This window comes from Syntrophaceae bacterium (assembly GCA_013177825.1).
Classification (GTDB): domain Bacteria; phylum Desulfobacterota; class Syntrophia; order Syntrophales; family PHBD01; genus PHBD01.
Genome location: JABLXX010000001.1, coordinates 551,171 through 574,759, shown reverse-complemented (window position 1 = coordinate 574,759; position 23,589 = coordinate 551,171). Strand labels below are relative to the sequence as shown.

The 23,589-nt window shown below is 64.0% G+C and carries 22 protein-coding genes; 20 read left to right on the top strand and 2 right to left on the bottom strand.

Going from position 1 to position 23,589, the window contains the following annotated elements:
* Positions 1-236: 236 nt before the first annotated feature.
* The 13 genes from tgt (at position 237) to HPY65_02550 (ending at position 13,760) form a co-directional block, all read left to right on the top strand.
* Positions 237-1,391 carry a tRNA guanosine(34) transglycosylase Tgt gene (gene tgt / locus HPY65_02610; protein NPU83354.1) on the top strand — a complete coding sequence of 385 codons (1,155 nt, stop codon included), beginning with the start codon at positions 237-239 and terminating at the stop codon, positions 1,389-1,391.
* Between the two features lie 39 nt (positions 1,392-1,430).
* A complete protein-coding gene (gene yajC, locus HPY65_02605) occupies positions 1,431-1,739 on the top strand; it encodes a preprotein translocase subunit YajC (protein ID NPU83353.1) in 309 nt (102 codons plus the stop codon).
* A 13-nt stretch (positions 1,740-1,752) separates the two neighbouring features.
* The gene (gene secD / locus HPY65_02600) at positions 1,753-3,351 is read left to right on the top strand and encodes a protein translocase subunit SecD (GenBank protein NPU83352.1); all 1,599 of its coding nucleotides are present in this window, start codon (positions 1,753-1,755) and stop codon (positions 3,349-3,351) included.
* A 52-nt stretch (positions 3,352-3,403) separates the two neighbouring features.
* Positions 3,404-4,315 (top strand): protein translocase subunit SecF, encoded by a 912-nt coding sequence (secF, locus tag HPY65_02595; protein NPU83351.1) that lies wholly within the window; start codon positions 3,404-3,406, stop codon positions 4,313-4,315.
* Position 4,316: 1 nt separating this feature from the next.
* Complete coding sequence (locus tag HPY65_02590; protein ID NPU83350.1) at positions 4,317-4,829, top strand: DUF456 domain-containing protein; 513 nt, start codon at positions 4,317-4,319, stop codon at positions 4,827-4,829.
* 8 nt (positions 4,830-4,837) lie between these two features.
* A complete protein-coding gene (lepB, locus tag HPY65_02585) occupies positions 4,838-5,449 on the top strand; it encodes a signal peptidase I (protein NPU83349.1) in 612 nt (203 codons plus the stop codon).
* A 110-nt stretch (positions 5,450-5,559) separates the two neighbouring features.
* Positions 5,560-6,876 carry a TolC family protein gene (locus HPY65_02580; GenBank protein ID NPU83348.1) on the top strand — a complete coding sequence of 439 codons (1,317 nt, stop codon included), beginning with the start codon at positions 5,560-5,562 and terminating at the stop codon, positions 6,874-6,876.
* A complete protein-coding gene (locus HPY65_02575) occupies positions 6,873-7,994 on the top strand; it encodes an efflux RND transporter periplasmic adaptor subunit (protein ID NPU83347.1) in 1,122 nt (373 codons plus the stop codon). The genes HPY65_02580 and HPY65_02575 overlap by 4 nt, the downstream gene beginning before the upstream one ends.
* 10 nt (positions 7,995-8,004) lie before the next feature.
* Positions 8,005-11,133, top strand: a complete 3,129-nt coding sequence (locus HPY65_02570; GenBank protein ID NPU83346.1) for an efflux RND transporter permease subunit — start codon at positions 8,005-8,007, stop codon at positions 11,131-11,133.
* Positions 11,134-11,246: 113 nt separating this feature from the next.
* Positions 11,247-11,912 carry a class I SAM-dependent methyltransferase gene (locus HPY65_02565; protein NPU83345.1) on the top strand — a complete coding sequence of 222 codons (666 nt, stop codon included), beginning with the start codon at positions 11,247-11,249 and terminating at the stop codon, positions 11,910-11,912.
* Positions 11,909-12,604 (top strand): ribose 5-phosphate isomerase A, encoded by a 696-nt coding sequence (gene rpiA / locus HPY65_02560; protein ID NPU83344.1) that lies wholly within the window; start codon positions 11,909-11,911, stop codon positions 12,602-12,604. The genes HPY65_02565 and rpiA overlap by 4 nt, the downstream gene beginning before the upstream one ends.
* Positions 12,605-12,627: 23 nt before the next feature.
* Positions 12,628-12,810, top strand: a complete 183-nt coding sequence (locus HPY65_02555; GenBank protein NPU83343.1) for a hypothetical protein — start codon at positions 12,628-12,630, stop codon at positions 12,808-12,810.
* Positions 12,807-13,760, top strand: a complete 954-nt coding sequence (locus HPY65_02550) for a DUF523 and DUF1722 domain-containing protein (GenBank protein ID NPU83342.1) — start codon at positions 12,807-12,809, stop codon at positions 13,758-13,760. Before HPY65_02555 ends, HPY65_02550 begins: the two co-directional genes overlap by 4 nt.
* 135 nt (positions 13,761-13,895) lie before the next feature.
* Here the strand turns inward: HPY65_02550 and HPY65_02545 are convergent, their stop codons facing one another.
* Positions 13,896-15,347, bottom strand: coding sequence for a TrkH family potassium uptake protein (locus HPY65_02545; protein NPU83341.1), 1,452 nt, complete (start codon positions 15,345-15,347; stop codon positions 13,896-13,898).
* On the bottom strand, positions 15,344-16,705 hold the full coding sequence (gene trkA / locus HPY65_02540) for a Trk system potassium transporter TrkA (protein ID NPU83340.1): 1,362 nt from the start codon (positions 16,703-16,705) through the stop codon (positions 15,344-15,346). The genes HPY65_02545 and trkA overlap by 4 nt, the downstream gene beginning before the upstream one ends.
* 283 nt (positions 16,706-16,988) lie before the next feature.
* Between trkA and pyrR the strand changes: the two genes are divergently transcribed.
* Genes pyrR through HPY65_02505 form a run of 7 tightly spaced genes read left to right on the top strand, consistent with a single transcriptional unit; the run spans position 16,989 to position 23,575 of the window.
* Positions 16,989-17,531, top strand: a complete 543-nt coding sequence (gene pyrR / locus HPY65_02535) for a bifunctional pyr operon transcriptional regulator/uracil phosphoribosyltransferase PyrR (protein ID NPU83339.1) — start codon at positions 16,989-16,991, stop codon at positions 17,529-17,531.
* Positions 17,532-17,589: 58 nt separating this feature from the next.
* A complete protein-coding gene (locus HPY65_02530) occupies positions 17,590-18,513 on the top strand; it encodes an aspartate carbamoyltransferase catalytic subunit (GenBank protein ID NPU83338.1) in 924 nt (307 codons plus the stop codon).
* Positions 18,510-19,823: a dihydroorotase gene (locus HPY65_02525; protein ID NPU83337.1), complete on the top strand. Its 1,314-nt coding sequence runs from the start codon at positions 18,510-18,512 to the stop codon at positions 19,821-19,823. Before HPY65_02530 ends, HPY65_02525 begins: the two co-directional genes overlap by 4 nt.
* Entirely contained in the window at positions 19,801-20,574 is a 774-nt protein-coding gene (gene recO, locus HPY65_02520; protein ID NPU83336.1) for a DNA repair protein RecO, read from the top strand. The genes HPY65_02525 and recO overlap by 23 nt, the downstream gene beginning before the upstream one ends.
* A 2-nt stretch (positions 20,575-20,576) precedes the next feature.
* A complete protein-coding gene (gene uvrC / locus HPY65_02515; GenBank protein ID NPU83335.1) occupies positions 20,577-22,412 on the top strand; it encodes an excinuclease ABC subunit UvrC in 1,836 nt (611 codons plus the stop codon).
* A complete protein-coding gene (locus HPY65_02510; GenBank protein ID NPU83334.1) occupies positions 22,409-22,972 on the top strand; it encodes a manganese efflux pump in 564 nt (187 codons plus the stop codon). The genes uvrC and HPY65_02510 overlap by 4 nt, the downstream gene beginning before the upstream one ends.
* An 18-nt stretch (positions 22,973-22,990) precedes the next feature.
* Positions 22,991-23,575: a methylated-DNA--[protein]-cysteine S-methyltransferase gene (locus HPY65_02505; GenBank protein ID NPU83333.1), complete on the top strand. Its 585-nt coding sequence runs from the start codon at positions 22,991-22,993 to the stop codon at positions 23,573-23,575.
* The last annotated feature ends 14 nt before the right edge of the window (positions 23,576-23,589 follow it).

Below are 23,589 nucleotides of genomic sequence, written 5' to 3'. Positions count from 1 at the left end.
GCGCTCCGGGAAGCCCCACTCCCCGACCGACGTTCGCGGGGGCGTGACCGGGGGTTCCCAGAGGAGCAATTGGGACTTTTTTCCCATCCCTCCAGCCTTCCTGGCCGTCGACGACAAATCGCGGGAAAAAAGGCCGCGACGGCGGAAGCCCCCGTGGCAGCCCCCGCGCCCTGGAAGAAAAGTATGCTGCGGCGTCGTAGCCGTAAATTACGGGAAAAGCAGATTGAAGGATGTCCATGACAGAACCAGGCTTTGAATTGATCAAGGAGGATCACGGGACCAAGGCCCGGCTGGGGCGGATCGCCACGCCCCACGGCGAGATCCGGACACCCGCGTTCATGCCCGTGGGGACCCAGGGAACCGTCAAGTCCCTGATGCCCGAAACGGTCCGGGAGCTTGGCGCCGATATCATCCTGGGAAATACATACCATTTGTATCTCCGGCCCGGCCATGAGCTGATCCGACGCCTCGGGGGCCTTCACCGGTTCATGAACTGGCCCGGCCCGATCCTAACCGACAGCGGCGGGTTCCAGGTCTTCAGCCTCGGCGCCCTCCGCAAGATCGACGAGGAGGGGGTCGCCTTCCAGTCCCACATCGACGGCTCTCCGTACTCCCTCACCCCCGAGTCCGCCGTGGCTATCCAGGAGGCCCTCGGCTCGGACGTCATGATGTGCCTCGACGAGTGCACCCCCTACCCGGCCACGGTCCGGGAGGCCCGCGTCTCCATGGAGCGGACGAACCGCTGGGCCCGGCGCTCCCTGGAGGCGAGGACGAACAGGCGGCAGATGCTCTTCGCCATCGTCCAGGGAGGGATGTACCCGGACCTGCGCCGGCAGGCCCTGGAGGAACTGGCGGCCCTCGATTTCGAGGGCTATGCCCTGGGGGGTCTCAGCGTCGGGGAACCGAAAGATATGATGGAAGAAATCGTGAACGGGACAGCCCCGCTCCTGCCCCGGGAGAAACCCCGCTACCTGATGGGCGTGGGGACCCCCGCCGATATCGTCCGGAGCGTCTCCGCCGGCATCGATCTCTTCGACTGCGTTCTCCCCACACGATGCGCAAGGAATGGATTATTATTTACAAACACCCAAAAGGTTGTTATAAAGCACGCCCGCTGGCGGGAGGATGGATTTCCCCTCGACGAAGCCTGCGACTGCTATACATGCAGGAACTACTCGCGGGCTTACCTCCGGCATCTCTACATGGCCCGGGAGATCCTGGCCATGGTGCTCAACACGATCCACAACGTCCGGTTCTATCTTCGTCTGATGGAACGGATCCGGGAAGAGATCCGAGGGGGGACGTATTCGGTCTGGCAGCGGGAGTTTCTGGACCGGTGGGAAGACGGACCGGCGGGGGATATCGGAGAGAAAACGGATATCTCCGAATAAATCAGGGAGGATATTTTCGTGATCGAAAACGCATATGCCATGGGATTGCCCGGAGGCGGAAGCGGAGGCGGGGACTGGAGCTTCTTCATCATGATGGGCGTCCTGTTCGCCATCTTCTATTTCCTGCTCATCCGGCCCCAGATGAAACAGCAGAAGGAACACAAGGACATGCTGGCCAACCTGACCCATGGAGACCTCGTCATCACCTCCGGGGGAATCCAGGGGAAAGTGACCGCCATCGCGGACAACGTGATAACCCTGGAGATCGCCGAGAAGGTGAGGGTCAAGGTGGGCAAGACCTTCATCACCGCCGTCATCCAGAAGGCTGGGAAGGAAACAAAGGAATAATCAGGGGTTTGCCATGATCAAGAGCATCCGCATCCGTGTTGCCATTACCGTTCTCATCTGCCTGGGGGCGCTGTTTTACCTGACACCGACCCTGGTCCCGGACCTTCCCGAGTTCTGGAAGAAAAACCTGCCTTCGGACCGGATCCACCTGGGGCTGGACCTGCAGGGAGGGATGCACCTGGTACTGGAGGTGGATACCGAAAAGGCCCTGGAAGGCACGGCGGAACGCATCGCCAATGACCTGAAGGAGACCCTGATGGACAAGCGCGTCCGCTTCCGCAACATCGAGCGGGCGAAGGCGGTCATCAGCCTGGAGTTACCCGATCCCGCCTCCCGGGGGGCCTTCGACAAGATCCTGAAGGACAGCTACCCCGACATGGAGGTGGCCAAGTCGGAGACCCGGGAAGGGCGCGATCTGGTGACCCTGAAGATCAGGGACAAGCGGGCGGCGGAGATGAAGAAGTTCGTCGTCGAGCAGAGCCTGGAGACGATCCGCAACCGCGTGGATCAGTTCGGCATCTCCGAGCCGGAAATCATGCCCCAGGGGGACGACCGGATCGTCGTCCAGTTGCCCGGCATCCAGGACCCCGCCAGGGCGAAAAACCTGATCGGCAAGACGGCGCTCCTGGAATTCAAGCTTCTCGATGAGGAGCATTCCCTCGATGAGGCCCTCCGGGGCAGCGTCCCCGAGGGGAGCGTCCTGGCTCACGGTTACAAGGTGGAGCCGGAATCGGGACGCCGCGTCGAGGTTCCCTACCTCGTCAGGAGCAAGACCCTCATGACCGGCGGAGCGCTGGAAAACGCCCAGGTCAAGATCAGCGACCGCTTCGGCGAGCCCTATGTGGCGATCAAGTTCAACAGCCAGGGCGCCACCGAGTTCGAGCGGATCACCGGGGAAAACGTGAAGAAGCGGCTCGCCATCGTGCTGGACGGCGTCGTCCATTCGGCGCCGGTGATCCAGGAAAAGATCTCCGGAGGCAATGCCCAGATCACGGGGACCTTCACCATGGACGAGGCCAAGGACCTGGCCATCGTCCTCCGGGCGGGCGCCCTGCCGGCGCCGGTCGTCATCCTCGAAGAGCGGACCGTGGGACCCTCCATGGGCCAGGATTCCATCAACAAGGGGCTCTGGTCCGTCGCCATCGGCGGCCTGCTCGTGATCCTGTTCATGGGCATCTACTACAAGTGGTCCGGCGTCATCGCCAACAGCGCCGTCATCCTCAATATCATCCTCCTCATGGGAACCCTGGCGGCCTTCAAGGCCACGCTGACCCTGCCGGGCATCGCCGGAATCGTTCTCGTGATCGGCATGGCCGTGGACGCCAACGTGCTCATCTTCGAGCGGATCCGCGAGGAACTGCGGAACGGGAAGACGCCCAAGATGGCCGTCGAGGCGGGCTATGGAAAAGCCTTTCTGACAATCCTCGACTCGAACGTGACGACCCTCATCGCCGCCCTGTTCCTGTTCGGCTTCGGGACCGGTCCCGTGAAGGGGTTCGCCGTAACGCTCACCATCGGTATCATCGCGAGCATGTTCACCGCCGTCTTCGTGACCCGGATCGTCTTCGACCACTTCGTCTGGAACCGGAAAATTTCCAGGATCAGCGTATGAATCCGGGCCTGCTAGCGCCCCGGCCGCACTTTTCTGCATTGAGGAGCACCGCATGGAACTGATCAAAGCGGGAACCAACTTCGATTTCGTCGGCAAGATGAAAATCGCCTTCGGCATATCCCTGGCGCTGATCGTAATCAGCATCGCCTCGGTCATCTGGCACGGCGGGCTCAATTACGGCATCGACTTCGCCGGGGGGACGATCATCCAGATCAAGTTCCAGCAGGAACCGGCGCCGGAGAAGATCCGGGCGGCCTTCAAGCCCATCGGGCTGGAGGGGAGCATCATCCAGCAGTATGGCGAGAATGAAGTGGTGGTGCGCGTCGCCGAAACATCCACCGACATCAAGGGCACCAGCGAAAAGATCCAGGAAGCCCTGACAGCGGCCCTCGGGGCGGGGACCTTCGACATCCGCCGGGTCGAGTTCGTGGGACCCAAGGTGGGAAAAGACCTGACAAAGAAGGCGCTTTTGGCGATCTTCTTCTCCTGGGTCGGCATGCTCATTTACATTGCCTTCCGGTTCGAGTTCCGTTACGGCGTGGGAGGGATCCTCGCCCTGGTGCACGACACGATCATCACCGTCGGGGCCCTGTCGATCATGGGCAAGGAGTTCGACCTCACCATCGTGGCGGCCCTGCTCACGATCATCGGGTACTCCATCAACGACACCATCGTCGTCTTCGACCGGATCCGGGAAAACGTCCGGAAGAATATCAAGCAGGACCTGGCCACGCTGATCAATACCAGCGTGAACGAAACATTGAGCCGGACGATCCTGACCGCCCTGACGGTCCTCATCGTCCTGGTGGCGCTCTTCTTCCTGGGAGGAGCGGTGATCCACGACTTTGCCTTTACGCTCATTGTCGGCATCGTGATTGGAACCTACTCATCCATTTTCATCGCCAGTTCCATCGTGCTTGCCTGGGAAAGGTTCCGCCCGTCAACGATGAAGAGGAAGAAGTAACTTGTCCTTTCTGGAATCGGCCGGCCTTTTTCTTCTCATCGCCGTCTCCCTGGCGGGACTCCTGGCCACCCTCCTCGGCCTGCCCGGTCAGTTCCTGATCCTTGCGGCGGCCCTGGTGTACGCCGCAGCAACGGGATTTGCGACCCTGGGCTGGAAAGTCCTCCTGGTCCTGGTATTTCTGGCGGCCCTGGCGGAAGTGCTCGATTTCGCCCTGCGTGCCGCCGGCGCGGCCCGATTCGGGGCTTCCAGGAAGGGCGCCTGGGCGGCTGCCCTCGGCAGTGTCGCGGGCATGTTCCTCTTCACCCCGTTTCTGTTCGGCCTGGGAACGGTCCTGGGAGCCTTCGCCGGCGGATTTGCCGGCGTTTTTGCCGTGGAGATGATGCGGCAGCGGAAGATCCGGCCGGCGCTACGGGCCGGCCTGGGATCTCTCCTGGGAGGACTCGCGGTCATCCTCGCCAAGGCGGGCACCGCCGTGGTCATGATCGTCGTGACCCTCATCAACATTTATTCGTAGCGGGAATCATGTCGAAACCAAAATCCAAAATTCAGGAATACGCAGAAGCGATCATCATCGCCATTCTCATCGCCCTGTTCATCCGCACTTTTATCGTGCAGGCCTTCAAGATCCCCTCGGGATCCATGAAGCCGACCCTCCAGATCGGGGACCACATCCTGGTGAACAAGTTTCTCTACGGCGTCAAGATCCCCTTCGTTCGCAAGACCTTGATTCCCATCGGGAATCCGAAGCGGGGCGACATCGTTGTCTTCATCTACCCGGAAGACCGCTCCAAGGACTTCATCAAGCGGGTGATCGCCGTCGAAGGGGATACCGTGGAGGTCCGCAACAAGAAGGTCTTCCTGAACGGTAAGCCCCAGGACGACGGCCATGGGATCCATGTGGACGGCGTCATCTTCCCAGCGTCCATCCAGCCCCGGGACAACTTCGGTCCCGTCACCGTTCCCAGGGGCGCGATCTTCGTAATGGGCGACAACCGCGACCAGAGCTACGACAGCCGCTTCTGGGGCTTCGTCGATCTCAAGGACGTCATGGGCAAGGCCTTCGTCATCTACTGGTCCTGGGACCGGGACGACACCTGGGTCCGCTGGGACCGGCTGGGCATGCTGCTCCACTGAGAAGGGGATCGGGCGCTTCTTGATCGACCGGCGAAAGTTGTATATGGTGGCCCGTCCCTGCCATATCCAGGCCGTTCCCCGCAGCGGGTCCGAAAAATACGGAGCGCTCCATGAGTCCAACCCACATCCGGTCCACACTGCTCCTGATCGCCCTGCTTTTTCTCCTCATGGGCATGCCCGCATGGGCGGAAACGCCGTCCATCCGGGAGGGCGAGACCCTTTCCCTCTCCCGCTGCATCGAGATCGCCCTGAAGAGGCACCCGGACCTGGCGGCCTACGCATACGAAGTGGAGGCCCGGGCAGCCCAGGCGGCGCAGGCAAGGAAGGAATACTTCCCCAAGCTTGACGTGACCGGGGGCTACACGCGCTTCAACCCGAACGACAAAAACACCGCCGACGCCTACACCCAGATCCCCCCGGATTCCTACAGCTATTACAGCGCCGCCGCCACCCTCACCCAGAACATCTACGATTTCGGGAAACGGGAAACGAACGTCCGGATCAAGGACCTGTCCCGTGAGGCATCCCTGCATGACCTGGAAGACCGGCGGGTTTCCGTGATCCATTCCGTCCGGGAGGCCTATTACGACCTTCTCCGGACCTCCCGCAACCGGGACGTGCAGACGGAAAAGGTCGGACGGTTCGAATCGCATCTCCGCCAGGCAAAGACCTATTTCGAGGCCGGAACCAAGTCCCGCTACGACGTGACCAAGGCGGAAGTGGACCTGAGCAACGCCCGGCTGGAGCTGACAACCGCGGAAAACGACGAGATGCTGGCCCGGGTCAGCCTGAACCAGGTCATGGGCCTTCCCTCCCCCCCGCCCTACCGGATCGAGGACAACCTGGCCTTCCTGCGCTACGATGTCGTCCTCGCCGACGCCCTGGCAAGGGCCCTCGAGGCGCGGGAGGATCTGAAATCCCTGGCGTCGCAGATCGAGATGGAGGAGCGCGGGATCGATCTGGCCCGCAAGGAATACCTTCCCAGCCTCAGCGGGAAAGCGGCCTACTCCTACGAAGGGAGCGAGAGACCCCTCTCTCGTGGCTGGAACGCCGGCGTGTCGGTATCGGTCAATTTCTTCGAGGGCCTGGCCACACAGAACCGCATCCGGGAGGCCCTGGCGAAGCGGAACAAGCTCCAGGCGCAACTGGATGCCAAGCGGCTGGAGGTTCGCACGGAGATCCAGAAGGCCTACCTGAACCTCGGGAAGGCCGAGCGGACCATCACCGACGCCGCCCTGGCAACCCGGCAGGCGGAGGAAAACCTGGAGATCGTCACGCTCAAGTACTCGGCGGGGCTCAGCACCCCCGTGGAAGTCACCGACGCCACGGTGGGTTACAGCGACGCGAAACTGAAACACATCCAGGCCCTCTACGACTACCGGAAGGCCCGGTCGGCCATCGAGAAGGCCATGGGGATGAAACAATGAAGAAAAATGCCCTCTTCCGGATCGTCTTGTTGCTGGTCACCGTCCTCTCTGCCGCCGGATGCGGCGGGAAAGAGGCACAGCATGCACCGCCTGCGGTCCCCGTTGCGGCCGGCGAGGCGGTCCGCAAAGACATGCCCGTCCAGATTCAGGCCGTCGGGGTCGTGGAGGCATACCGCACGGTGACGGTGGTCCCCCAGGTGACCGGACAGGTCGCGGCCGTCCATTTCCGGGAAGGCCAGGAGGTCCGGAAGGGAGATCTTCTGTTCAGCCTCGATCCCGCCCCCTACCGCGAGGAGCTGCGGCAGGCAGAGGCCCGGCTGGCCAAGGAGGAGGCCCAGTTCGCAAACTCCCGGGCGGAGGCCCGGCGCTACGCCTTCCTCCTGGAGAAAGGCGCCGTGTCCCGGTCCGATTACGACCGTTACCAGACAACGGAAGCCACCCAGTCCCAGACCGTCCGCGACAACCGGGCAGCCGTCGAGAAGGCCCGCCTGAACCTCCAGTACTGCTCCATCCGGGCCCCCATCGCAGGCAAGACGGGAAGCTACGGTGTCAACCCCGGGGCCGTCGTCACGGCCAACACCGGCACGCTCACCACGGTCAACCAGATCCGCCCCGTCTATGTCCGTTTTTCCATCCCGGAGAACCAGTTGACCGACGTCCGCCGGCAGATGCGGCAGTCGTCCCTGAAAGTGACGACCACCCTGCCGGGGAAGGAAAAAGATGCCCGGGAAGGGGTCCTCGTCTTCGTCGACAACACCGTCGATCCCGATTCCGGCATGATCCGCCTCAAGGCGGAGTTCGTCAATCCGGACGGATTCCTGTGGCCGGGACAGTTCGCCAACGCGGCCCTGGAGATCACGATCCAGAAAAACGCCCTGGTGGTGCCGTCTCCCGCCGTCCAGAAGAGCCAGGAAGGCCACTATGTTTTCGTAATCAAACAGGACAAGACGGTGGCCCAGCGCCCCGTGACGGTGGACCGCGTCGTGGGGCCGGAAACGGTCCTGGCCAAGGGCGTGGAGCCCGGGGAGACGGTCGTCACCGACGGCCACCTGAAACTCCGGGAGGGGTTCCCCGTGGAGATCAAAGAGGTCAAAAAGGCGACCGCCGGAAAGCCCTGAAGGCAGGACGATGAACCTCTCCGCAATCTGGATCCGCCGGCCCGTCATGACCATCCTGGTCATGGTGAGCATCCTTTTCTTCGGGATCCACAGCTACCGGCATCTCCCCGTCAACAACCTGCCCAACGTCGACTTCCCGACCATCCAGGTTTATGCCAGCCTCACCGGCGCCAGTCCCGAGATCATGGCCTCCACCGTGGCTACACCGCTGGAGAAGGAGTTCACGAAGATCGCCGGGCTCCAGTCCATGTCCTCCACGAACCGGACAGGCAGCACGACCATCACCCTCCAGTTCTCCCTGGAGCGCAACATCGACGCTGCAGCGCAGGACGTGAACACGGCCATCTCCGCCGCCCGCTATCTCCTCCCCACCGACATGCCCTCGCCTCCGTCGTACGCAAAGACGAACCCGGCCGACCAGCCCATCATGTACTTCGTCATGACCTCCCGGACCATGCCCATGCCGGACGTACAGGACCTGGCGGAGGATTTCGTCAGCGGCACCCTGTCCACCGTGGACGGCGTGGCGCAGGTCAAGGTCATGGGGGCCCAGAAGAAGGCCGTCCGGGTCCGGCTGGACCCGCGGAAGCTGGCGGCCCGGGGCGTCGGCCTCAACGAGGTGACGGACGCCATCAAGCAGGGTAACGTCAGCCGGCCCGGCGGGACCCTCGACGGGTCCTTCCAGTCCTACACGATGGAATCGACGGGCCAGCTTCCCGACGCCCGGTCCTACAACCGCCTCGTCGTGTCCAGCAAGAACGGCATTCCCCTTCGCATCGAGGACATCGGGCATGCAGAGGACGGGATCGAGTTCGAGAAGACGAAGCTCTGGTTTCTGACGAAAGACAAGGAATACAATGCCATCATCCTGGCCGTGAGCAAGCAGCCCGGCCAGAACACGGTGCGGATCGCCGCCGACATGAAGGAGAAGATCCCCCAGCTCCAGAAGATGATCCCCGAGGCCGTAGAGTTCATGCTGCTCTACAACCAGGCGGACTACATCCGGGAATCCATCGAGGATGTCCAGTTCACCCTGGTTCTGACCATTTTCCTGGTCGTCGCGGTGATTTTCCTGTTTCTCGGGTCCCTGCTGCCGACCATCATCCCGGGGCTCGCCGTGCCCCTCTCCCTGGTGGCCACCTTCGCCGTCATGGACCTCCTGGGATTCAGCCTCAACAACCTGTCTCTCATGGCCCTGACCCTGTCGGTCGGGTTTGTCGTCGACGACGCCGTCGTCATGATGGAGAACATCGTCCGCAAGATGGAGGAAGGGGAGGACGCTATGCAGGCGGCCCTCACGGGCTCGCGGGAGATCGGCTTCACGATTCTCTCCATGACCATCTCCCTGGTAGTCGTCTTCATTCCGATCCTCTTCATGGGCGGGATCATCGGCCGCCTGTTCCGGGAGTTCGCCGTCAGCATCGGCGTGGCCATTCTCGTCTCCGGGTTCATCTCCCTCACCCTGACCCCGATGCTCTGCAGTTACCTGCTCCGGGGGTACGGGAAAGGCAAGCGAGGACGCTTCCAGGAGGCATCGGAACGATTCTTTCGGCGGGCCGCCGACTTCTATGGCCGGACCCTCTGGGTTCCCCTCAACCACCCGCGGGCCACGCTGGCCCTGACGGGGGGCATCCTCGTCCTCTCGGTCCTCCTGTTCTTCTGGATTCCCAAGGGCTTCGTTCCCTCCCAGGATCAGGACCACTTCCTCGTCTTCACGAAGGCTGCCGATCGGTCCTCCTTCGACTACATGGTGGAGCACCAGGACCAGGTGAACCGGATCCTCCAGGCTCACCCGGATCTGCGCGGGCTCCTGTCCGTCGCCGGCAGCGAGGAGGGGTCGAACACGGGGTTCTCCCTCGTCACCCTGATACCGGGCTCGAAGAGGAAGGAGAACGTGACCGACATCATCAATGAACTCCGGCCGAAGCTCAACAGCATCCCCGGCCTCGTCGCCTTCCCCTACAACCCGCCCCCCATTCCCATCGGGGGTCGGTCTTCCACCGCCGCCTGGCAGTACACCCTCCAGAGCAACTCCCTGGAGGACCTCTACCGGGCGGCCCTGGCCCTCGAGGTGAAGATGGCCGGCCTCCCGTCCCTCGTGGACGTGAACTCGGACCTCAACATCCAGAGTCCCCGCATCCGGATCGTCATCGACCGGGACAAGGCGTCATCTCTGGGCCTCACGGCCTCTCAGATCCAGGACGGTCTCTACACGTCCTTCGGGTCCCGCCAGGTTTCCACCATCTACAGCACGAGCAACGAGTACAACGTGATCCTGGAGCTGGAACCGGCTTTCCGGGAAGATCCGTCCGTCCTTTCCCTGGTCTACATCAAATCCTCCCGCGACAAGCTCGTTCCCCTGGAGTCCTTCGCCCGCCTGGAGGAAAAGCTGGTGCCGCTGACGGTGAGCCACTCGGGACAGCTTCCCTCGGCCACGATCTCCTTCAACCTCAGGCAGGGCTACTCCATCGACCAGGCCATGGCCCAGATCCGGAACGTCTCCGCCGAAGTGTTGCCCCAGACTGTCACGGCCCAGTTTGAAGGAGCCTCGGAGGAGTTTCAGAAATCATTCGGCAGCCTCGGTTTCCTCCTCTTCGTCACCATTTTTATCATCTACGTGGTCCTGGGAATCCTCTACGAGAGCTTCATCCACCCCGTCACCATCCTCTCGGCCCTGCCACTGGCAGCCTTCGGGGCCCTCGTTTCCCTGCTCCTGTTCCGCCTGGAGCTGGACCTCTATGCCTTTGTCGGAATCATCATGCTCGTGGGGCTGGTGAAGAAGAACGGCATCATGATGGTCGATTTCGCCGTCGTGGCGGAAGAGGAAGAGAAACTGGACGCCCGGAGCGCCATCCACAAGGCCTGCGTGATCCGCTTCCGCCCCATCATGATGACCACCATGGCGGCCCTCTTCGGCACCCTCCCCATCGCGCTGGGCATCGGCGCCGGGGGCGACGCCCGGATGTCCATGGGCGTCTCCGTCGTTGGGGGGCTCCTGTTCTCCCAGATGCTGACCCTCTACGTGACCCCCGTTTTCTACGTCTGCTTCGACCGCCTGGGACAATGGCTGAAACGCGGGAAGGGCCGACCGGCCGAAAACGGCGGCACGCCTCCATCCGCGGGGTCGCTCCCGGCCTGACGCCGGCGGGTCCGCCGCCGCCCGGGGCGACCGGACTCTTTTCACGCCCCGAAAAGTGTGCCATAGTCGCAGCATCCCTCAAGCAACCCTCGATCGAATGCCGGGAGAATTCCATGGCCGAATCTGACGAGACACCGCGTCGCAATTTCGACCGGGCCGCCTCGTTCTGGGACGAGAAGCCGGAACGGGTCCGCCTTGCCGGGGACGTGGCCGAAACGATTATGCGGGAAATTTCGCCGAACGGGCGGATGGACTGCCTCGATCTCGGGTGCGGTACGGGACTGCTCACGCTCATCCTGGCGCCGAAGGTCGGGACGCTGACCGCCGTGGACGGATCCCGCGGCATGCTTGACGTCCTGAACGGCAAGATCGAACGGATAGGATGGACGAATGTAAAGACCCGGCTGGCGGATCTCGAAGCCGACCCCTTACCGGACGGTCCCTACCACCTGGTCGTAAGCAACATGACCCTTCATCACATCCGGGACATCCCCGCGCTCCTCCGGCGGGTTCACGCCGCCCTCCATCCCGGGGGGCGGATCGCCCTGGCGGACCTCGATGCGGAGGGGGGACGCTTCCACAGCGACGACCAGGGCGTTTTCCATTTCGGCTTCGACCGCTCTTCGCTGGCCGGAGACACCGCGGCAGCGGGATTTGCATCCGTTCGGACCCTGACGGCAACCCGGATCCGGAAGGAGGCGAAAGGGGGCGATATCCGGGAGTTTACGGTATTCCTCGTGACCGGAAGAAAACCAGGGGACAAGGAGGGTATGCCATGACGACAGACACCGCGGAATGGAAGAGGCAAGCCACGGCGTTCGCCGTGGATTTTGTCGAATCGGGGATGGTGGTGGGGCTGGGGCATGGAAGCACGGCCATCCACGCCGTGAAGCTGATCGCGGAGCGGCTGAATGCAGGCAGGATCCGGGACATCACGGGCATACCCTGCTCGTTCCAGGCGGAGGAGGAGGCTCTCCGGTACGGCGTGCCGGTGACGACGCTGGACGCCCGGCCCTCCATCGACCTGACCATCGACGGGGCCGACGAGGTGGACCCGAGCCTGAATCTCATCAAAGGCGGAGGAGGAGCCCTTCTGCGGGAGAAGATCGTCGCCCAGGCCAGCCGGCGGGTTGTCATCGTCGTGGACGAATCGAAACTTTCCCCCATGCTGGGGACGAAACGGAGTGTCCCGCTGGAGGTAATCCCCTTCGGGTGGCGGACCCAGCTGGACTTCCTGGAATCCATGGGCGCCAAGGTCACCCTCCGGCGCAACGCCGACAAGAGCCTCTTCAAGACCGACCAGGGTAACCTGATCATGGACTGCCGATTCGGCCCCATCATGGCCCTCCGGGAGCTGGTCCGGGTCCTCGAATCGCGGGCCGGCATCGTGGAGCACGGCCTGTTCCTGGACGCCGTCTCGGAAGTGGTCGCCGCCGGGAAGGCTGGCGTCCGGCACCTGAAAACATCCTGACAGCCGGGCTCCGAAGGGGATTCATGCCGGAACGGATGGAGGATCACACCAGACAGCAGCTTTCCGAGGCGATGGAGGCGATGAAGCAGATTGTCGTGGCGGCGGGCGCCGGGGCCAAGGCAGCCCTGGCCGCGGGCCGCTGCCCGGATACGGTCCGTCGGCGGGAGCAGGAAACCGCCGGAAGCGGAACCGGGAGGAACGAATGATGGACAGAATCCGCCTCGGTATCAGCTCCTGCCTCCTCGGAGAGAACGTCCGCTTCGACGGCGGCCACAAGCTGGACCGCTACCTGCGGGACACCCTTGGAGCCTATGTGGAGTACGTTCCCGTCTGCCCCGAGGTGGAATGCGGGCTGGGGGTTCCCCGGGAGTCGATGCACCTGGAGGGCGACCCGGCGAGGCCCCGCCTGGTCACCACCCGCTCAAGGCGGGATCTCACCGGCCGAATGGAGGCCTGGGCCGACCGCCGCGTGGCCGAACTGGAGAAGGAAGGACTCTGCGGATTCGTCTTCAAGAGCAGGTCCCCCTCCAGCGGCATGGAGCGGGTGAATGTCCATGACGAGGGAGACGGGCGGACCATCCGGAAAGGCTCGGGCATCTTTGCCCGGATCTTCATGGAGCGCTTTCCTCTCCTGCCGGTGGAGGAAGAGGGGCGCCTCCAGGACCCGCTCCTCCGGGAAAACTTCATCGAGCGGATCTTCGCCTGCAGGCGCTGGCAGGAGCTGAACGAATCGGGCCGGACGCCGTCGAGCCTGGTGCGTTTCCACTCGACCCACAAGCTTTTCCTCCTCGCCCACAGCGAAAAGCACTACCGCGAGATGGGGAAGCTGGTGGCGATGGCCGGAACGATCCCGGCGGACGAGCTTTACGCCCGGTACGAAAAGCTCATGATGGAGGCCCTCCGGCTCAAGGCCACGCCGGCCAAGAACGCCAACGTCCTCCAGCACATGGCGGGCTATTTCAAAAAACAGCTCTCCGCCGCCGAGCGGCAGGAGCTGCAGGAGGTCATCGGAGATTACCGGCGGGGCGAGATCCCGCTGATCGTCCCGGTCACCCTGATCCGCCACTACGTCCGGAAGTTCGACGAGCCCTACCTGAAAGACCAAGTCTACCTGAACCCCCACCCGCAAGAGCTGAAGCTCCGCAACCACGCCTGAAGACGGCGGGAATCCCCGTGGCAGCCCCCAGCGCCCCGGAAGATCGCACTTGGCAACAGGAGAAGGAAGGGTTTTTCGTACGTCGAGCGGTGCGGGATGAGGGGAACAAAGCAGACGGCCGTTTTCAGCAGCCCGTCAGTCCTTCCAGAAGCGGGGCATCAGGAATACCAGCACCGTGTAAATCTCCAGCCTCCCCAGGAGCATGCAGGCGATGAGAACCCACTTCCCCACAACCGGCATGTGGCCGAAATGCTCCGTCGGCCCGACGGCGCCCAGCCCGGGTCCCACATTCCCCAGGCAGGTGGCCACGGAGGAAACGGCGGTCATGAAATCGACCCCCAGGGCGCTCATGACCATCGTCGCCAGGACGTAGATGCCGATGAAGAGGATGAAAAAGCCCCAGACGCTGCGGAGGACGCCCTGGGAGACAGGCGTCTTCCCGAGTTTCACAATCGTCATGGCATGGGGATGGATCACGCGGAGGATCTCGAGGTAGGCGTGCTTGACGAGCAGGAGCAGGCGCAGGGTCTTGATGCCGCCCCCGGTGGACCCGGCCATGCTGCCGAGGAACATGCACAGGAGCAGCACAATTTGGGAAAAGGCCGGCCACTGCTTGAAGTCCGCCGTGGCGTAGCCCGTCGTCGTCAGGATCGAGGCCACCTGGAAGGAGGCGTAACGCAGGGCCTCCGGCGCCGACGGGTACGTCCGGCCGCCGTAGAGGTTTGCCGCCACCAGGAGCGTAAGGCCCGCGAAGATGAGGAGATAGACCCGGATCTCCGGGTCCTTCCGGACCGACCGGAAGTCGCCCCGGAGGAGCTTGTAATGGAGGGCGAAGTTCATCCCCGCCAGGACCATGAACACGATCACCACGATCTCGATGTAGAGGCTGTTGTAGGCGGCGATGCTGGCATTTCTCGTGGAGAACCCGCCCGTGGGCATCGTCGTGAAGGTGTGGCAGACGGCGTCGAAGAGGGACATGCCGCCGAAGAGGAGCAGGATGATCTGCACCAGCGTCAGGAGGACATACACTTTCCAGAGGACCTTGGCGGTGTCCGAGATCCTCGGCGTCAGTTTGTCCACCACGGGGCTCGGCGTCTCCGCCTTGTAGAGCTGCATTCCCCCGATTCCAAGGAAGGGGAGGATCGCAATGGACAGGACGATGATCCCCATGCCCCCGAGCCACTGGGTGAGGCTACGCCAGAAGAGGACGCCCCTGGGCAGCTCCTCGACGGCGCTGAAAATGCTGGATCCCGTGGTGGTGAAGCCGGAAATGCACTCGAAGTAGGCGTCCGTAAAATCCGGGATGGCGCCCGTCAGGAGGTAAGGCAGGGTCGCCACCAGGCCGGCAAGCACCCAGCCTCCCGTGACGATGGCGACACCGTCCCGGTGGCTCAGGTACCGGTCCGCGGGCTGCCCCGAGGCGGCCCTCATGACGAGGCCCAGGCATCCGGTGAGGATTGCCGCGAGAAACAGCGGCCGGGCACATGCCTCCCCGTACCAGAGGGAGACCAGGACAGGCAGGACCATGCACAGACCCAGGACGAGAACCAGGATCGAAAGCAGGTGGGCAATGAGCCGCCCGTTCATTCAAAATACTCCAGCTTCACCGTCAGGAGCTTCTCCAGCCGGTCGAAGACGTCCTGCATGGCGAAGATGATGAGCCGGTCCTTGGGCATGACGACCGTGTTCCCCCGGGGAATGATGATCTCCTCCCCCCGCACAATGGCCCCCAGGATCGCCCCCCGGGGAAACTTCACCCGGGAGAGGGGCGCCCGGACGATGTCCGACGTCTCCAGGGCCTCCGCCTCGATGGCCTCGGCCTGCTCCTCCCGGAGCGGGGTGACCGACAGGATCCGCCCCCGGCGGATGTACTGAAGGATGGCCCGAACCGCGGACATCCTCGGATTCAGGACCGTATCGAGACCCATGGCGGAAACGACCGGCATGTAGCTGAGCTTGCTCACCCGGGTGATCGTGCGGCGGGCGCCGAGCCCCTTGGCCAGCAGGGAAATGAAGACGTTGCTCTCCTCGTCGCCCGTGACGGCGATGACGAGGTCCGAGGCGCCGGCATTTTCTTCCCGGAGAAGATCCCGGTCCGTCCCGTCCCCCCGGATGACCATGACCTTGTCCAGGCTCGCCGCCATCTGCTTGCAGCGGTCCCCGTCGTGGTCCAGGATCCGGACGTTCAGGCCCCGGCCGTCGAGAGCCCGGGCCACGGCGTATCCCGTTTCCCCACCGCCGACGATGAAGACGTTTTTCACGGGTCCGGCTTTCAGGTTGAGACGTTCGAGGGTGGCGTCGAGGTGATCCGCCCGGACCGCCATGTAGACCAGGTCGTGGGGCTGGATCGTATCACCGCCGCTGGGAATCAGGATCCGGTGCCCCCGGACGATGGCCGCCACCAGGGCGCTGCCCTCGAATCCCCGGATAGCGCTCAACTTCTGTCCCGAAAAGGGAGATTCGCCGGTCACAAAAAAGCCGATCAGCTTGACCTTGCCGCCGACGAAATCGACGGCTTCGGCAGCCCCCGGAATCTTCATGAGGCTGAGGATCGTCTCCACCATCATGGATTGGGGATTGATGATCAGGTCGACTCCCAGCAGCTCCTTCTGGAAAAGATCCGTCTCCCGGAGATATTCCTCGTTCTTTACCCGGGCGACCTTGAGCATGTGGCGGTTGAGGCTCCGCGCCAGGAGGCACGAGATCAGGTTCACCTCGTCACTGTCGGTGGCCGCGACCAGCATGTCCGCATCCGCGATCCCCGATTCCCGCAGCACCTGGGGACTGGTGCCGGATCCCTGGAAGGACTGGACGTCCAGATTCTCGCCGATCCGCCGGATCTTTCCCGGATCCTTGTCGATCAGCACCACGTCCTGCCTCTCTTCCGACAGCTTTTTCGCGATGTGATAGCCGACCTCGCCGGCCCCGACAATGATGATCTTCACGTTCGACTCCGCCCCTCCCGGCTTTTCTCCGGGAGACCTTATACCACAGATCCGGGAAATGAGAAGCGGCAACCGCCCGCACCGGGAATCGGGCAGTTTGTTCTTGACAGGCCACGGCCTGCTGGACTATCGTATTGCTTCGAAAAGGACCGGTCCTTTTAACTTGATCCGGCGAGATTGAAAAAGGAACGTTATGAAAAAACCGCTCTGCAAATACAGGATGACGTGACGCCTTCCCGATCCCCGGGAAGGTTTTTTTTTGCCAAGGGGGGTAACCCGTCGCATGGAAAAGAAAAAAGTGGTCATCAATGCGGAAGGCATCGACCGTTCCCTCACCCGGATCGCCTATGAAATCCTGGAGAAGAACAAGGGAATCGAAGACCTGGTCCTGATCGGCATCCGGACGGGAGGGATCTATCTCGCCCAGCGGCTGCAGATCAAGATCGAGCAGATCGAGAAGGCCAGGGTACCCATGGGCATCGTCGACATCACCCTCTACCGGGACGACCTCCTGACCTCCAACCGGAAGCCCCGGCTGGGCAAGACAGACATTCCCTTCTCCCTGGACGGCCGGAAGATCGTCCTGGTGGACGACGTCCTGTTCACCGGGCGGACCATCCGGGCGGCCATGGACGCCCTGATCGACTTCGGCCGGCCGAAGCTCATCCAGCTGGCCGTCCTGATCGACCGGGGGCACCGGGAACTCCCCATCCGGGCCGACTTCGTCGGCAAAAACCTCCCTTCTTCTCTCTGGGAGGATGTGAGCGTGCACCTGACGGAAAAAAACGGCGTCGATGAAGTCGTCATCGAGCCCGGCCAGGAATGAGCATGGAACCGGCCACAACACCGGCGGACATACCAGACAGACCAAGCGAGGCCCGCTTATGATCCTGCAGAAAAAAGATATCCTGGGCATCAAGGACCTTCCGGTCGAGGAGATCGCGATCATCCTCGACACGGCGGAGTCCTTCGTGGAGGTGTCCTCCCGGGAGATCAAAAAAGTGCCGACGCTGCGCGGCAAGACGATCATCAACCTCTTTTACGAGGCCAGCACGCGCACCCGGACATCCTTTGAGATCGCCGGGAAGCGATTGAGCGCCGACACCATCAACATCTCCGCCTCCACGAGCAGCGTCGTGAAGGGGGAAACCCTGATCGACACGGCGAAGAACCTGGAGGCCATGAATCCCGATGTGATCGTGATCCGGCACAGTGCCTCCGGGGCGCCTCACATGCTGGCCCGGATGGTGCGGCAGTCCGTCATCAACGCCGGCGACGGGTCCAACGAGCATCCGACCCAGGCACTCCTGGACCTCATGACGATCCGAGCGAAGAAAGGCACCATAACGGGCCTGAAGGTGGCTATTGTCGGGGACATCGCCCACAGCCGGGTGGCCCGCTCCAACATCTACGGCCTCCAGAAAATGGGAGCGCAGGTGACGGTAGCCGGACCCGCCACGATGATGCCCCGGGACATCGAGGGCATGGGCGTGGAGGTCCGGACGTCCCTCGAGGAGGCCGTCTCGGGGGTGGACGTGATCATGATGCTGCGCATCCAGCTGGAGCGGCAGCAGCAGAACTTCTTCCCCTCCCTCCGGGAATACGCCCAGCACTACTGCCTGAGCCGGCGGCACCTCGACCTGGCCGGCCCGGACGTCCTGGTCATGCACCCCGGACCCATCAACCGGGGGGTGGAAATCGCCCCGGAGATCGCCGACGGCCCGTCGTCGGTGATCCTGGAACAGGTAACCAACGGGGTGGCCGTGCGGATGGCCCTCCTCTACCTCCTGACAGGGGGAAAACAATGACCCTTCTCCTCAAAAACGGCCGGCTCGTCGATCCCTCCCAGGACATCGACGGCCCCCTGGATATCCTCATCCGGAACGGCAAGGTGGCCCGGATCGCCCGGAACATCCCCTCCCCCGCCGGCAAAAACAGGAAAGCCGACAGCGGCGCGACCGTCCTGGACATGAAAGGACTCGTGGTGGTCCCCGGGCTCATCGACATGCACGTCCACCTCCGGGAACCCGGCTTCGAATACAAAGAAACCATAGCGACGGGCTGCGAGGCCGCCGTGGCGGGCGGCTTCACCGCCGTGGCCTGCATGGCCAACACCGATCCCGTCAACGACAACCGCTCCGTGACGGAGTTCATCCTCCGCAAGGCCGCGGCCTGCGGAAAGGCCCGCGTCTATCCGGTGGCGTCGATCACCCGGAACCTGGAGGGAAAGATCCTTTCGGAATTCTGGGACCTGAAGGAGGCCGGAGCGGCAGCTTTCTCCGACGACGGCCGTCCGGTCACGAACGGCACCGTCATGCGCCGCGCCCTGGAATACGCCCATTCCCTGGACATGCCCGTCCTGTCCCACAGCGAGGATCCGACCCTGTCGGCGGGCGGTGTGATGAACGAGAGCCTCGTCTCGACGGAGCTCGGGCTCCGGGGAATCCCCGCGGCGGCGGAGGAGACCATGATCGCGCGGGACATCCTGCTGGCCGAGTACACCCGCGCGTCCGTCCACATCTGCCACGTCACCACCGCCGGGTCCGTCCGCCTCATCCGCGAGGCCAAGGCGCGGGGCGTCACCGTGACGGCGGAGACGGCCCCCCACTACTTCACCCTCACCGACGAGGCCCTCAAGGACTACGATACGAACCTGAAGGTCAACCCGCCGCTCCGCTCCACCGCCGACATGGAAGCGGTCCGCGAGGCCCTGCGGGACGGGACCATCGACGCCGTCGCCAGCGACCACGCCCCCCACGCCCTCACCGACAAGGCCGTCGAGTTCGACCTGGCAGCCTTCGGCATGGTGGGCCTCGAGACGTCCCTGGGCCTCACCCTGAAGCTGGTCCACAAGGGAATCCTCTCGCTGCCGGAACTGGTTGTCCGGATGAGCGTCCGGCCGGCGCAGATCCTCCGCGTCCCCGGAGGCACCCTGAAGCCCGGGTCCGACGCGGACATCACCGTGCTGGACCTGAACCGTTTCTGGACGGTGGACAGCGGCTCTTTCCGCTCCCGGAGCCGGAACACGCCGTTCCAGGACATGCCCATGAAGGGCCGGGCGGTGATGACCATCGTGGGAGGTCAGGTCGTATACCGTGAGCTCGAGAACGCCCCTTAAGGCCGAGGCCTTCGTCCTCCGGACGCTGGACTACGGGGACTCGGACCGCATCGTCACCTTCCTGACCGAAGACTTCGGCAAGGTCCGGGGAATCGCCAAGGGGGCCCGGAAGAGCCGGAAACGATTCGCCAACGCCCTGGAGCCCTTCTCGCGGGTCCGGATCCTCTTCTCCCGCCGCTCCCGGGACTCCCTCGCCCTGATCGAGATGAGCGAGCCCGTGGACCACCACGAGGCCCTCCGGGGGGACCTGGAAAAGACGCTTCTCGCGTCCTGCGTCGTCGATCTCGCCGACCATTTCTCCGTGGAAGGGAAGCCGAATGATTCTCTCTACGGCCTCGTCCGGGATTTCCTTCACCTGCTCGACCGGGAGCCCGCCCTGACGGAGGATCATCTCCGGTTTTTCGAGATCCGCCTCCTGAAGGCCGCCGGGTTCGAGCCCGTCCTGGACCGGTGCACCGCCTGCCGGTGCGAGGCAGGCAACGGGACCTGGCGTTTCGATCCACGGCAGGGCGGAGTCCGGTGCGGGGCCTGCGGGACCGAAGACCCCGACGCCGTAACCGTTACGGCGGGAACCCTGAAAACCCTTCTCCTGGGAAAGGACGTGGAGCTCGAACGGATCGGACGGATCGGCTTCACCCGCCAGGCGGCGGAAGAAAGCCGGGCGTTGACGGCCCGCTTCATCCGGCACCTTCTGGGACGGGAGATCAAGTCGCTCCAGGTTCTGCGCGCCGTACGGCGCCTGGGGGAATAGCCGTGGACCGGTCCGCCCTCGACGCCATCGTGGACAGCGCCCCCCGGGGACCCGGCGTCTACCTGATGAAGGGCCGCGAGGGAGAGGTTCTCTACGTCGGCAAGGCCAAGGATCTCCGCAGCCGCCTCAAGAGTTACGCCGGCGGAACGGACGGGCGGTTCATGATCCCCTTCCTCGTCGGCCGCCTCGAAGACGTGGAGTTCATCGTCACGGCGACGGAAAAGGAAGCCCTCCTCCTCGAAAACACCCTCATCAAGGAGCACCGCCCCCGCTACAACGTCGATTTCCGGGACGACAAGGCCTACTTCCACATCCGCCTCGACATGCGGGAGCCATTCCCGCGCTACCAGCTCGTGCGGCGCCCGCGGAAGGACGGCGCCCGCTATTTCGGCCCCTTCCCGTCGAGCGCCTCGGCCCGGGAGACCCTCTCCTTCCTCCATGGCCTGTTCCCTCTCCGGACCTGCCGGGACACGGACTTCCGCGGCCGGCGCAGGCCCTGCCTGGAGTACCAGATCCGCCGCTGCTCCGCCCCCTGCACGGGCCTCATCGAGGCGGGTCCCTACGCCGCCCTCGTGTCGGACAGCCTGGCCTTCCTCGAGGGGCGGGAGCGGGTCCTCCTGGGGGACCTCCGCCGCCGGATGGAAAAAGCCGCGGAGGCCCTCCGGTTCGAGGAGGCGGCCCTGCTCCGCGACCGCATCGGGGCGATCGAGCGGGTCCTGGAGAAGCAGCACGTCCTTTCCATGACGCATCGCGACCGGGACGTCTTCGGCATCCACGGGGAAGAACATCTGACCCGGGCCTGCGTTCTCTTCGTCCGCAAGGGCAAGGTCACGGGGCAGCTTCTTTTTCCTCCGATCCGACTCGCCCTCGACCGGGAGGAGATCCTCTCGGCCCTTCTGAAGCGCTACTACGACGGTGAAGTCCTCATTCCACCGGAAATCCTCCTGCCCGTCGACATCCCGGACCGGGAGGTCGTCGCCGAATGGCTGAGCGACCGGAGCGGACGAAGGGTCGCGCTTTCCGTTCCCCGGCGGGGGGAGCCGCGAAAGCTGGTGGAGATGGCCGTCCGGAATGCCCTCCAGGTTGCGCGCGCTCCCGGGTCGGATCCGCGGCGGGCTCTGGAACTCGCGGCGGAAAAGCTGTCCCTGAACAGGATCCCGGAGCGGATCGAGTGCTTCGACATCGCCAGCCTCGGGGCGGAAGTCGCCGTCGGCTCCAAGGTCGCCTTCCGGGAGGGGCGGCCCGACCGGGGACGGTATCGCCGCTACCGGGTCCGGACGGTGGAGGGCATTGACGACTACGGGATGATGTACGAGGTTCTCCGGCGCCGCCTCTCGGGAAGCGAAGAGCCGCCCGACCTGATCGTTGTGGACGGTGGAAAGGGACACCTGCGGGTGGCCCTGTCGGCCCTCCGCGACACAGGTGTGAAGGACGTGGAGGTGGTCGCCCTGGCCAAGGAATCCCGGGAGCACCCGCCCGGAGGCAGGGAGCCCCGGGGAGACCGGGTATTTCTTCCCGGACGCAAGGACGCCCTCGACCCGTCCCGCTGGCCGCCGCTCCTGCACCTTCTTCAGCAGGTCCGCGACGAGGCCCACCGTTTCGCCCAGGCCTACCTCCATCAACGGAAGGCAAAAAACGATCTTACCTCCGCCTTGGACAAGATCCCCGGCGTCGGCCCCGGGCGCCGCGAGGCCCTGCTTAAGGCACTGGGCTCCGCGGCCGCCGTTCGCAAGGCCGACGTCCCGACCTTGCAAAAGGCCGGCGGGATTGGTAAGAAAACCGCAGAGAGGATCGCCGCCTTCTTCCGGGAATCGCCGGGCGGCCCGGCCGGTTCATGAGTTTTCTTTCCATCCTGATCATCGCCGTGGGGCTCGGCATGGACGCTTTCTCCGTGGCCATCGGCATCGGTGCCGTCCGGGGACGCGTTTCCCCCGGCCCCGTTCTCCGGCTTTCCGTTTCCTTCGGGGCCTTCCAGTTTTTCATGCCGCTCCTCGGCTGGCTGGCGGGAAGCACCGTCGTCGAGCGCATCTCCGAGTACGACCACTGGGTGGCCTTCGGGCTCCTGCTCTTCGTGGGCGTCAGGATGATCCATGAATCCCTCGCCGGGGACGGAAAGACGGGCGGAAACCGGGAAGACCCGACGCGGGGCTGGACGCTCCTGATGCTCTCGGTGGCCACCAGCATCGACGCCCTGGCGGTGGGGATGACCATGGCCCTGCTCAAGACGCCCATCCTGTATCCGAGCGTCGTCATCGGCGTTGTCGCCTTCGTCATGACCATGGCGGGCATGCTGGCCGGACGCCGGCTGGCGTCCCTTTTCGGCCGGAAGGTGGAGTTGCTGGGCGGGCTGATCCTGATCGGCATCGGCGTCCAGATCCTCGTTGAACACATGATGTGACCGCTCCGGGAGGGTTCCATGAAGGAGGCAAACGGATCACACGGAGAAACGGCGAAGATCCGGCGGTATCACCTGCTGCCCTCGGATCTGGGCTTCGCAGCGGTGGTCCGGGGGACCGGCGGATCGGGCAGCATCGTCCGCATCTACCTCCCCACCCGCCGCCACGAGCTGTCCCGTCGGATCATCCTGGACTTCCCCGGGGCGCTGCCATCGAAGGACGGGTCGAACGGGAAAATGGAAAAGGTCCTCCACCGCCTCCTCTGCGGGGAGGCCGCCCTCGTCCCAATCGAGGAACTGGAGATGGATTCTCTGGTTCCCTTCCGGCGCCGGGTCCTCCTGGAAACGGGACGGATACCCCGGGGAAGGGTGAGGACCTACGGGTCCCTGGCGGCCGCCGCGGGCCATTCCGGAGCGGCCCGGGCCGTCGGCTCCGTGATGGCCTCCAATCCCTTCCCCCTTGCCATCCCCTGCCACCGGGTCGTCCGCTCCGACGGCAGCCTGGGCGGCTTCGGCGGCGGCCCGGCCCTGAAAAGGGATCTGCTGGAGCAGGAGGGAATCCGGTTTGACGGGCGGGACCGGGTCCGCCCCGACTTTCTGCTCTGAGTCCTCCCCCGCAA